Below are 10,915 nucleotides of genomic sequence, written 5' to 3'. Positions count from 1 at the left end.
TGCCTTCTTGCCGGGGCAGGAAGGGGGCTTGTCGTGATAAATAGTTGGGCCAGGCACGCACAGAACGGCATGCGAATCGGGAACTAGATCCGAGGTCGACTGATACCCATCCCGACAGTTTGAGCTATAATCAAGCAATCGCGGGGTATATCCATACTCATGCGGGAAATTGGGGCAGTAGCTTGTGATCGAAACATATGGCCACGGGAGAGGGTCCCCCGCTGCGGCAAACTGAAGCATCGACGTTAGACGGCCATCGTTTATCCGTTCGCCATCCTCGCCTGTAAACAGGTTACAGTTAGTTTTCGTATCGATATCAAAGACTCCAGCCACGGGAGCCGGATTGTCTGTTGGAATGCACGCCCTAGTTCCGCCATACTGAACACAATCCGAAACCCAATAGGCAAACGAGTTATTCGATAGAAACAACGCAACACCAAAAGCGACCGCGGCTGAGATATTTTCAAAGGGGAATTTCGGACCGGATTTCAAATATTTCGTCGGGCATTCCCTACGCAAATAGTTTCCAATAAGCTGCGCCAATGCAACTTGCAGTGGCATGCGCCTTCGTCGAGGCGACAGATGCGTAAAACCGTTTGCAACGCGCCCGCCACGCCACTGACTTGCTGACTCAACATTGGCTTTATTTGTCATTGGATTCCTCCGCATGTGATTGTTGGGGCGGCTCATTGCAGGCCCGAGACGCTCTGCAGGCGGCCCAGTGCGTCGTAGCGTCGCGTGACCGTTCGCACCAGCGTGCGGGTGGCCAGGTCGGTGCCCTTGCAGTCGCTCTCGGTTGTCCGGTTGCCAACGTTGTCGAGCTCATAGTGTTCGCTGTTGCCGTCCAACCCCTTGCCATGGCTTGGCTCACCTAGCGTGGCCCTTGCTGTGCCATATGAACCGCGCTGCTCCTCGCGCTCCAATATGCCAGCCCAATATCCATGCGCTTCGGAAGCATCTCGCTGGCGTTGGAACATGGACAAAGAGTCATCGGCTCGATGCCTCGCATTCATCAGACACCTCATTGGCCCTTCCCAGAGCCAATGCAGATTGCGTCCGAGCGGTGATGGTTCTCATGTCGCGAACCATGCTCGCGCAGCCTTGGACGAAGCTCTGCTCCGTCTTGCTGCGCACCGCACACCCCTCCCTGCGAAGACCCTTATTGTTCGTTGGTGTCGGTGGCTATTCGAGCAGACTTCGCGGCGGGAATCAACCGCCAACTTTGACAAGATCACGGCCGACTCTCGAGACGCGACAATGCGTGTTCGCGCAGGAACCGGGCGTGATGGGCAATCCGCTCAGGCGAACTCGGCCATCAGCTCACAGGCCGCGTCATACAGCACGAGATCGTCGGCATTGCTGGCTTCCAGCAGGGCGTAGACCTCATCGCCCAGGGTCTCGCGCAGCTGCGCCAGGCGGGCGGCCAGATCCAGGTCGGCGCCGCGTGAGCTGTTTTCCATCACCGAGAAGCTGCGGAATTCGGGAAAGGCCGGCGCAATCAGCTGGGTCAGCTGCGCCATCGAGGCATCGAAGTGCTCGACGATGCCGACGAAGGGCAGGCGCTGAAGCGCGGCCACCGCGCGCTCGCGCTCACTGCCAGCCTCCGCGGCATACATCGGGGCCAGGCGGGCCGTCTGGAAATTGCGGCATTGGCGGTCCTGCGGCATGGTCAGCCGGGTCCGGATGTAGCCGGCCAGCGAGGTGCTTTGGGCCAGCGCGGCGCCAAAGCCGTGGTCGCCCAGCTGCTTGCGCTCGAAGCTGTAGGCCGACGCAATGCGGTCCAGCGGATGGCGCAGGAAGACCAGCGGAAAGACCTGCAGGCCGGGCTGCCGAGGCGGCGGCAGTAGCGCGGTGTGCGAAGAAAAGGCCAGCGCGTCGGGTGACGCTTCCAGCCAGTCCTGCACTTCCTGCGCATGCTCTTCTGCCGGCCTGTCCTCGAACTCGCGGGTCAGCCAGCGGCTGCCGAAGTTCTCGTGCAGGACCTTGTCAAGCGAGGTGCCTGCGTTCTTGAACAGGTGGTAGTGAAACAGGACCAGGCGGGGGCGCATACAGCGGGCAAACCTTCCCTCAAAGGCAATGGAATGCCGGATGCGCTGCGTTGTGCTGCCGGCCGGCAGGCGCTCCTCTCACGGCGCCACCTGCGTCCGGATCTTCAACGGGGTTCCCGTCTGCAGGCGAAGCCGAACTTGTATGCCGAGCATACCCGTCGGAAACCTGTCCGTTACGACGCCAAGCCGACAGATACCTTCTGTTTCAGCTGGATTGCGGGTTTACCGCCTCAGGCCCTTCCCGCTTGACTTTCGTCCGACGCTGGCACGGGTGCCGCAGGGGCTTCATCGACGGCTTCAGGGCCGCCTTCGGCAGCGGCGGCTGCCACCCCGCGCCGGCCGCGTTCGGTGGCGGCCTGGTGCAGCAGCAGGTCGTCGGTGTTGGCGGCGATCAGCTGGTCGTAGACCTCGTCGCCCAGTTCAGCCTGCAGCTCGGAAACCCGTTGCGCCAGGCTGCGGCTCACGCCGCGGCTGACGTTGGCAGCCACCTGGGCGCCGCGGAAATCCGGAAAGTCCAGCTGCAGCAGCGCGGCCAGCTTGTCCATCGAGACATCGAAGTCTTCGACCACGCCGACAAACGGCAGCGTGCGCACCGCCTTCAGCGAGCGCTCCAGCTCGCTGCCCTGTTCGTGGGCGAACATGCGCGAGAAGCGCGAAGCCTGGAAGTTGCGGCACTGGCGGTCGCGCGGCATCGACAGTCGCACCTCGCAATAGCCGCCCAGCGTGGTGTGACGCGCCAGCACCGAGCCAAAGCCCTTGCCGCCCTGCTTGCGCTCGAAGCTGTAGGCCGAGGCCACGCGGTCGATCGGGTGGCGCACGAAGATCAGCGGCACGATCTTGACGCCCGGCATCTCGGGCGGCGGCAACTCCATGGTGTGCGAGGAAAACGCCACCGCGTCGGGGTTGGCCTTGATCCACTGCGCGACTTCCTGCGCATGCGTTGCGGCATTCGCCCTGGCCTCGAATTCGCGCGTGACCCAGCGCGTGCCGAAGTTCTGCTTCAGCACCTGGTCCAGCGAAGTGCCGGCGTTCTTGAACAGGTGGTAGTGGAGGATGACGGTGCGGGACATGGCGCAAAAGGAAAACAGGAGCTCAGGCAGGAATGGCCAGCGCGGCCTGGATGGCGTGGTCGACCGCATCGTTGCTGTAGGCGGTGCTCATCATCGCCTGGCCCGCCTTGGCAGCCGCCGCCACCCGGTCCGGCTGGCTGTGCAGCAGCACGATCAGCCGCGCGAGGCCGGCAGCGTCTTCGGCCACCAGGCCTCGCAGGTTGGGCGTCAGCAGCACGCCTTCGGCGGCAGTCGGTGTCATCACACAGGGCACGCCGGCGGCAAACGCCTCCAGCACCTTGCCCTTGACACCGGCACCGTAGCGCAGTGGCGCAACCGAGATCAGGGCCGACTCGTAGACCTCGGCCACGTCTGGCACATAGCCGACTGCCTGCACGCGCGGGCCGGCCAGCTGCTTGACCTCGTCGGGCATGTTGCTGCCGACCAGCACGCAGGGCACGTCCGGCAGCGTCTGCCAGACCAGCGGCATGATCTCGCGCACCAGCCACAGCGCGGCGTCCACGTTGGGCGTGTGGCGGTAGCCGCCAACGAAGACCACGCCGCGGCGCTGGGCCGCCGGCGTCTGCACCGGTCGCAGCGGGTAGGCCCAGGGCACGACGTACACCGGCGCGCCGGGCAAGGCCTCGGCCAGCACTTCCTGTTCGGTGGCCGAATGCACGATGGTTGCGTCCACCGCAGCAATGGCCGCCAGCTCCTGCCGCTTGACGGCCTCGGCCTTGAAGGCCAGCGCGCTGTCGCAGGTGATCTGCGACTCGCGCTCCATGCGCAGGTAGTGCAGGTCGGCCACGTTGTAGAGCACCCGGGCCAGCGGCTGGTGGCGGCGGATCAGGCCGGTGTACTTGGTGCCGTTGTTGAAGCGGTGCAGGTAGACCAGGTCGATCGGCGCGGTGTTCTTGCGGAAGAACTCCTCCACGCTCCAGTAGTGCGGGTGGTACAGGCACTCCACACCCAGCGACTGCAGGGCCTCGGTATAGGGCGCGATGCGGGCCAGGTTGTCGGCCGGGATGAAGGTGACCTTGTAGCCCAGGCGCAGCAGCGACTTGATGTGCTGGATCGCGGCGTTCGAGCCGGCATCCTGGTCCGGCGTGGGCACGCTGTCGTCGATGAAGGCCGCGCGCTTCTTCACCGTGCGCTCGCACTCCAGCTCGGGCTGCTGGCCGTTGAAACGGTGCGTGGCCAGCACGGCTTTCCAGCGGTCGTAGAACTTGCGGTGGTTGACGGCCTGGAAGCGCTTCATGCCGCTGCCGGTCACGCTGGTGCCCGAGGTCTGGCCTTCCAGGTGGACGATGATCGAGGCTGGCTGCACGACGACACGCCTGCCCGCCTGGCGCACGCGGAAGCACAGGTCGGTGTCCTCGTAATAGGCCGGTGCGAAGTGCAGGTCGAAGCCGCCCAGTTCATTGAACAGCGCGGCCGGAATCATCAGCGCGGCGCCGGAGACGTAATCCGCGTCGCGCAGGTAGGAAAAGCGCGGCTCGTCCGGGTTGGCATTGCGGCCCCAGTTCCAGCCGTCACCCATGCGCCAGATGATGCCGCCGACTTCCTGCAGCGTGCCGTCGCCGAACAGCAGCTTGGAACCGGCAATGCCGACATCCGGCACATCGCGGAAGGTGCGCGTCAGCGTGTCCAGCCAGCCAGGGTGCACCAGCGTGTCGTTGTTCAGGAAGAACAGGTACTCGCCGCGGGCCAGCTCGGCGCCGCGGTTGCAACCCTTGACGAAGCCGAGATTGGTCTCATTGCGCACCACGCGCACCGTGCCGCCGAAGACCAGCGGCGCCAGCAGCGTCTCGTCCTTCGAGCAGTCATCCACCACGATGACTTCGAAGCTGTCTTCCGGCAGGTGCTGCTGGATCGAGCGGATGCAGTCGTAGGTCAGCTGGAACTTGCCGTAGACCGGGATGATGACCGAGACCTTGGGCTTTTCGAAGCTGGGCAGCAGCACGGCAGGGTAGCGCTGCGACATGGCCAGCTGGGTGGCGCCCATCCACTGCGCCGGCGCGGCCTGGTCCAGCAGTTCGCCCAGCACGCCCAGGTCCGGGCCCTGGCCAAGGGACTGGCCCAGTTCCAGCTGACGGCTGGTGACCACGCCCATCTGCTCGGCCAGCAGCGCCAGCGCGAAGCTCAGGTCCTCGGGCGTGCGGGCCACCGCGACCTCGGCCTGCATCAGCTGCTCGATGTAGATGCGGGTGCTGCGATCCAGCGCACCTCCGTCGCGCTCCAGCACCCGTGGCGAGCCGCTGAGGTCGCTGCCGTCGGACAGCCGGCGCACGCGCAGCGTGTGGCGGGCCAGCGGCAGGATGGTCGGGCCGAAGTTGAACGAGAAGCCGTGCCGGCCATTGCCCATGCCCAGCTTCTGCAGGTCGGGCCGGTAGAGCTCGGCCTGCACCACGGCCAGCTGGGTGTCGCCGTCCAGCACCTCGATCTGCACCGGCTCGTCGGGGCAGTCAGGGTTCCAGACCCAGCCGCTGATGTGGTTGAAGCTGATCGCGTCGACGATGCCCAGCCCGTGCTGGGCGGCCACGGCATGCGGTGCAACGGTGGGAGAGGTGCTCATTGAAAGCCGTGTTCAGGAAATGAAGGGCAGCCGCAGCCTGGTGCCGGCTGCCGGTGTCAGCCGAGCTGCAAGGTGATGCTTTGCATCGCCACGCCCAGGCGGCGCCGGTCCTCGCCCAGTTCCAGCTGCTCGGGCGAGGCCGACAGCGGCATCGTCAGCACCAGCACGTTGTGGCGCGGCTCCAGCCAGCTGTGGCGGATCGGCATGGCGACATCGAAGTTGTCGGCCGCGTCGAACATGCCGCAGTACAGGCCGTTCAGGTGCACCCAGACCTGCTGGCGCGGCAGCTTGCCGTTGCCCAGGAAGGGGATGCCCGTCAGCTGCAGCGTGATCGGCGAGGTGGTGGCCTGGGCGGTGAATTCGAGCTTGGCCTCCAGCGCCTGCGTCCAGCTCAGCGAGGCATTGCCTTCGTCCAGCGACCAGCCGCTGAGCGCGTAGTCGCGCACATTGCCTTCGCTGCCGAAGCGGATGGGTTCGTTGAAGCGCAGCAGTTTCATGTCGAGTCCTTCTTGACTACAGATCCCTCAGCGACCCCGCCGCGGCGTCCTTGCCGGAGAGCTGCGGCGGGCCGCCGACATCGGGCCAGGCGATCGCCAGGTCCGGGTCGTCCCAGCGCACCGCGCCCTCGGCCTGCGGGGCGTAATAGTCGGTGGTCTTGTACAGAAAGTCGGCCGTTTCGCTCAGCACCAGAAAGCCGTGCGCCAAGCCTGGCGGCACCCACATCTGGCGGTGGTTCTCGGCATTCAGCTCGGCGCCAACCCAGCGGCCGAAGGTCGGGCTGCCCTTGCGGATGTCGACCGCCACGTCGAACACCGCGCCGGCCGCCGCGCGCACCAGCTTGCCCTGGGCGTGCGGGGCGTGCTGGAAGTGCAGGCCACGGAGCACGCCGCGTGCCGAGCGCGAATGGTTGTCCTGCACGAAGCTGAAACCGCCGCCTGTGGCGTCGTCGAAGACCTTCTGGTTGAAGCTCTCGTAGAAGAAGCCGCGGCTGTCGCCGAACACCCTGGGTTCGAAGATCAACACGCCTTCGATTTCGGTCTGGATGACCTTCATGCTCAAAACACCTTGTCGGTCATGATTTGCTGCAAATACTTGCCGTAGCCGCTCTTGGCCAGCGGCGCGGCCAGCGCGGCAAGCTGTTCATCGCTGATCCAGCCATTGCGCCAGCAGATCTCCTCCGGGCAGCAGGCCTTCAGGCCCTGACGCTTTTCCAGCGTCTGCACAAAGGCGCTGGCTTCCAGCAGGCTGTCGTGGGTGCCGGTGTCCAGCCAGGCGTCGCCGCGGCCAAACAGCTGCACGTCCAGCTGGCCGGCTTCCAGGTAGCGCCGGTTCAGGTCGGTGATCTCCAGCTCGCCGCGCGGGCTGGGTGCCAAGGCCTTGGCATGGTCCACCACCTGCTTGTCGTAGAAGTACAGCCCGGTGACGGCGTAGCGGCTCTTGGGCTGCAGCGGCTTTTCTTCCAGGCTGATGGCGCGGCCCTGGTCGTCGAACTCGACCACGCCGTAGCGCTCGGGGTCGGTCACCGGATAGGCGAACACCGTGGCGCCGTCTTCGCGCGCCGAAGCGGCTTCCAGGCGGCGGCCCAGGTCATGGCCGTAGAAGATGTTGTCGCCCAGCACCAGCGCGCTGGGCGCGCCGGCCAGGAACTGCTCACCGATCAGGAAGGCCTGGGCCAGGCCGTCCGGGCTGGGCTGCACGGCGTACTGGATGTTCAGGCCCCAGCGGCTGCCGTCGCCCAGCAGCTGCTCGAAGCGCGGCGTGTCCTGCGGCGTGCTGATCAGCAGGATCTCGCGGATGCCGGCCAGCAGCAGTGCGCTCAAGGGGTAATACACCATCGGCTTGTCGTACACCGGGATCAGCTGCTTGCTGATCGCCAGCGTGGCGGGGTGCAGCCGGGTGCCGCTGCCGCCGGCCAGGATGATGCCTTTGCGTTGTTGCTTCATGGGAAGAGCCCTGTGAGGTGGGCAAAAGGAACAGAGGGGGCCGGCGCAAGAGGGCTGGCTTTTCAATCCAGTCGATGGTAGCGGCGAAACCAGGCCACGAACCGGGCAATGCCCTCGGCCAGCGGAGTCGCGGGACGCTCGCCAGTCCATTCGGTCAAGGACGTCACATCCGCATGCGTGGCCACCACGTCGCCCGGCTGCATCGGCAGGTAGACCTTGTTCGCCTCTCGGCCCAGCGCGGCCTCGATGGTGGCGATGAACTCGCCCAGCGGCACCGGGTCCTGGTTGCCGATGTTGAACACGCGGTACGGCGCCTTGCTGCGGCCCGGGTGCGGCGCCATCGCATCGAACGCCGGGTCGGGCTCTGCCGGGCGGTCCAGCACCGCCACCACGCCGCGCACGATGTCGTCGATGTAGGTGAAGTCGCGCTGCAGCTGGCCCTGGTTGAAGACCTGGATCGGCCGGCCTTCGAGGATGGCCTTGGTGAAGCTGAAGTAGGCCATGTCCGGCCGGCCCCAGGGCCCGTAGACGGTGAAGAAGCGCAGCCCGGTGGTCGGCAGCCCGTAGAGGTGGCTGTAGGTGTGGGCCATCAGCTCGTTGGCCTTCTTGGTCGCCGCGTAAAGGCTGACGGGGTGGTCCACCTCATCGGCTTCCGAGAACGGCGTCTTCAGGTTGCCGCCGTAGACGCTGGAGCTGCTGGCATAGACCAGGTGCGCGACAGGGTGCTGGCGGCAGGCCTCCAGCATGTTCAGGAAGCCGACCAGGTTGGCCTCGCCGTAGGCGTGCGGATGCGTGATGGAGTAGCGCACCCCCGCCTGCGCGGCCAGGTGCACCACGCGATCGAAACGCTCGCCGGCGAACAGCGCCATCAACTCGTCGCGGTCGGCAATGTCCAGCTGCTGGAAGCGGAAGCCGGGCAGCGGCGTGAGCAAGGCCAGCCGGTCACGCTTCAGCTGCACCGCGTAGTAGTCGTTCAGGTTGTCTATGCCGACCACCGCATCGCCACGCGCCAGCAGCGCCTGCGCGACGTGCATGCCGATGAAACCGGCCGCGCCGGTCACCAGGACTTTCATGCCGCCGGCTTGACGGCGGCGGGCCGGCCGATGGCCTCGTAATCCAGCCCGAACTCGCGCACCAGCGCCGGCTCGTAGAGGTTGCGGCCGTCGAAGATCACCGGCGTCTTCAGCGCGGCCTTCAGGCCTTCGAAGTCCGGGCTGCGGAATTCCTTCCACTCTGTGACGATGAGTAGCGCCTCGGCGCCGGCGGCGGCCTGCATCGGCCCGCTGGCATAGGCAATGCGGGGCTCGTCGCCGAAGATGCGCCTGGCCTCGTCCATCGCCACCGGGTCGTAGACACTGACCGTGGCGCCCCGCGCCAGCAGCTCGGCGATCACCACGCGGCTGGTCGCCTCGCGCATGTCGTCGGTCTGCGGCTTGAAGGCCAGGCCCCAGATGGCAAAGCGCTTGCCGTTCAAGTCGGCGCCGAAACGGGCCACGACCTTGTCGACCAGCACCCGCTTCTGCGCGTCGTTCGCGTCTTCCACCGCCTGCAGCACCTTCAGGCCCTGGCCCTGGTCGGCAGCGGTGCGGATCAGGGCCTTCACGTCCTTGGGGAAACACGAGCCGCCATAGCCTGCACCGGCATAGAGGAAGTGGTAGCCGATGCGCGGGTCCGAGCCAATGCCTTGCCGCACCAGTTCGATGTCCGCGCCCATCTTCTCGGCCAGCAGCGCCAGCTCGTTCATGAACGAGATGCGGGTGGCCAGCATCGCGTTGGCGGCGTACTTGGTCAGTTCGGCCGAACGCAGGTCCATCACGACCAGCTTGTCGCGCGTGCGCTGGAACGGCGCGTACAGCGCACGCATCAAGTTAACGGCGCGCTCGTCCTCGGCACCAACGACGATGCGGTCCGGCCGCATGAAGTCTTCCACCGCGGCGCCTTCCTTCAGGAACTCCGGGTTGGATGCGACCGAAAACGCCAGGTCCAGGCCGCGCCTGGCGAGTTCATCGGCAATGGCGGCCTTGACCTTGTCGGCCGTGCCCACCGGCACCGTGCTCTTGTCGACCACCAGCTTGTAGTCGGTCGCGAGGCGCCCGATGTTGCGCGCGGCCGCCAGCACGTACTGCAGGTCGGCCGAGCCGTCCTCGTCCGGCGGCGTGCCCACGGCGATGAACTGGATCGTGCCGTGTGACACCGCGGCGGGGATGTCGGTCGTGAACTGCAGCCGGCCGGCGGCGGCATTGCGTCGCACCACCTCGTCCAGCCCCGGCTCGTGGATGGGAATGCCGCCACTGTTGAGGATCTCGATCTTGCGGGCGTCCACATCCAGGCACATCACGTGATTGCCCATGTCGGCCAGGCAGGCCCCGGTCACCAGGCCCACATAGCCGGTGCCAACGACGGTTACTTTCATGGAATTCTCCTTGGGGCCTCAGGGCGAAACCGGAATTGTCGCGCAGCGTTTTCGGGCCACTGCACTGGCGACGGCACCGGCAGGGGCAATGCGGGCATCAGTGAGGCACTGCGTAGCGGGCAATGTCGTCTGCGTACAGCGCGCTCAAGCGCTCGCGGGCCAGCGGCGTCAGCAATTGACGCGGCCAGGGGCCGAACTTGGCATGCGCAGCGGTCAGCTCCACACGGTCGGCCGGCCGCCCGTCATCCACCCGGTTCGGCACGCGCGTGCTCTGCAGTTCATGCAGCCAGCGCAGCGCGGCAAAGTCGGTCACCGGCATGCCCTGGCGGCGCTCGAAGGCATTCAACTCGGTGTAAAGATCCTGCTGACTGACGTTGATCAGCACATCGGGCGCACGCATCCGCTCCAGCGCATGGCACTGGCGTCGATGGTGGCCATCACAGCGATCCAAGTCTTCCAGCACCAGGAAGTCAATGAACTGCTGGAACGACAGGCCCTGCGCCGCGATGTCGCGCCCCAATCGGGCGCGGATCTGGGCGCGGGCATAGCCAGTGCCCAGTGCATGGCGGAAGCTGGAAACGGCGCGCTCCAGCGGGTCGCGCACCAAGCGCAGCACCGTCAGTTGCTCGGGTGGGAGGCGCCGCGTCGCACGCTGGGCGTCGCTCTGCATGAGTTCGTGGATGCGGTACTGGTGCGGCCATTCATGGTACGCACGCGCCTGCTCGGCCAGGCCCAGCGTGTGCAGGAACCAGATCACCGCGCTGGAGCAGGCTGACTTCGGCGAGAACAGCAACACAAAACGGTGCTCGGGATGGATCAGCGCCGGCTCACTGCTGTTGCAGGCCTGGCGCCAGGCCCGCTGGCCGGGCGACAGCGGCACGGCGTCT

Annotated in this window: 11 protein-coding genes; all 11 read right to left on the bottom strand. The window is 66.1% G+C overall.

The features are described 5' to 3' along the window. Positions 1–561 (bottom strand): hypothetical protein (locus tag FKP22_RS33410; RefSeq protein WP_211361372.1); only part of this gene is annotated, 561 nt, incomplete at its 3' end. A gap of 125 nt (positions 562–686) precedes the next feature. Further along, on the bottom strand, positions 687–848 hold the full coding sequence (locus FKP22_RS31945) for a hypothetical protein (RefSeq protein WP_170200843.1): 162 nt from the start codon (positions 846–848) through the stop codon (positions 687–689). 450 nt (positions 849–1,298) lie between these two features. Further along, complete coding sequence (locus tag FKP22_RS10825) at positions 1,299–2,048, bottom strand: sulfotransferase family 2 domain-containing protein (protein WP_141287504.1); 750 nt, start codon at positions 2,046–2,048, stop codon at positions 1,299–1,301. Between the two features lie 230 nt (positions 2,049–2,278). After that, a complete protein-coding gene (locus tag FKP22_RS10820) occupies positions 2,279–3,118 on the bottom strand; it encodes a sulfotransferase family 2 domain-containing protein (protein ID WP_141287503.1) in 840 nt (279 codons plus the stop codon). Positions 3,119–3,140: 22 nt separating this feature from the next. Then, a complete protein-coding gene (locus FKP22_RS10815) occupies positions 3,141–5,672 on the bottom strand; it encodes a glycosyltransferase (protein ID WP_141287502.1) in 2,532 nt (843 codons plus the stop codon). A 56-nt stretch (positions 5,673–5,728) separates the two neighbouring features. After that, positions 5,729–6,169, bottom strand: coding sequence for a hypothetical protein (locus FKP22_RS10810; protein WP_141287501.1), 441 nt, complete (start codon positions 6,167–6,169; stop codon positions 5,729–5,731). A 16-nt stretch (positions 6,170–6,185) separates the two neighbouring features. Continuing rightward, the gene (gene rfbC, locus FKP22_RS10805; protein WP_141287500.1) at positions 6,186–6,725 is read right to left on the bottom strand and encodes a dTDP-4-dehydrorhamnose 3,5-epimerase; all 540 of its coding nucleotides are present in this window, start codon (positions 6,723–6,725) and stop codon (positions 6,186–6,188) included. 2 nt (positions 6,726–6,727) lie between these two features. Continuing rightward, the gene (rfbA, locus tag FKP22_RS10800; protein WP_141287499.1) at positions 6,728–7,615 is read right to left on the bottom strand and encodes a glucose-1-phosphate thymidylyltransferase RfbA; all 888 of its coding nucleotides are present in this window, start codon (positions 7,613–7,615) and stop codon (positions 6,728–6,730) included. 62 nt (positions 7,616–7,677) lie between these two features. Beyond that, positions 7,678–8,688 (bottom strand): NAD-dependent epimerase, encoded by a 1,011-nt coding sequence (locus tag FKP22_RS10795; RefSeq protein WP_141287498.1) that lies wholly within the window; start codon positions 8,686–8,688, stop codon positions 7,678–7,680. Continuing rightward, positions 8,685–10,028, bottom strand: a complete 1,344-nt coding sequence (locus FKP22_RS10790) for a UDP-glucose dehydrogenase family protein (RefSeq protein ID WP_141287497.1) — start codon at positions 10,026–10,028, stop codon at positions 8,685–8,687. The genes FKP22_RS10795 and FKP22_RS10790 overlap by 4 nt, the downstream gene beginning before the upstream one ends. A 97-nt stretch (positions 10,029–10,125) precedes the next feature. Next, positions 10,126–10,915, bottom strand: a 790-nt coding sequence (locus tag FKP22_RS10785) for a sulfotransferase family 2 domain-containing protein (RefSeq protein ID WP_141287496.1), incomplete at its 5' end; no start/stop codon positions are given.

The sequence above is a fragment of the Ideonella azotifigens genome (genome assembly GCF_006519715.1).
GTDB classification, from domain to species: domain Bacteria; phylum Pseudomonadota; class Gammaproteobacteria; order Burkholderiales; family Burkholderiaceae_C; genus Ideonella; species Ideonella azotifigens.
This window is presented reverse-complemented; position numbering and strand designations above follow the sequence as displayed.

Coding starts and splice junctions, on each gene's coding strand:
- FKP22_RS10815 (WP_141287502.1), bottom strand. CDS start 5,672: ATGAGCACCTCTCCCACCGTTGCACCGCATGCCGTGGCCGCCCAGCAC.
- FKP22_RS10810 (WP_141287501.1), bottom strand. CDS start 6,169: ATGAAACTGCTGCGCTTCAACGAACCCATCCGCTTCGGCAGCGAAGGC.
- FKP22_RS10790 (WP_141287497.1), bottom strand. CDS start 10,028: ATGAAAGTAACCGTCGTTGGCACCGGCTATGTGGGCCTGGTGACCGGG.
- FKP22_RS10795 (WP_141287498.1), bottom strand. CDS start 8,688: ATGAAAGTCCTGGTGACCGGCGCGGCCGGTTTCATCGGCATGCACGTC.
- rfbC (WP_141287500.1), bottom strand. CDS start 6,725: ATGAAGGTCATCCAGACCGAAATCGAAGGCGTGTTGATCTTCGAACCC.
- rfbA (WP_141287499.1), bottom strand. CDS start 7,615: ATGAAGCAACAACGCAAAGGCATCATCCTGGCCGGCGGCAGCGGCACC.
- FKP22_RS10825 (WP_141287504.1), bottom strand. CDS start 2,048: ATGCGCCCCCGCCTGGTCCTGTTTCACTACCACCTGTTCAAGAACGCA.
- FKP22_RS10820 (WP_141287503.1), bottom strand. CDS start 3,118: ATGTCCCGCACCGTCATCCTCCACTACCACCTGTTCAAGAACGCCGGC.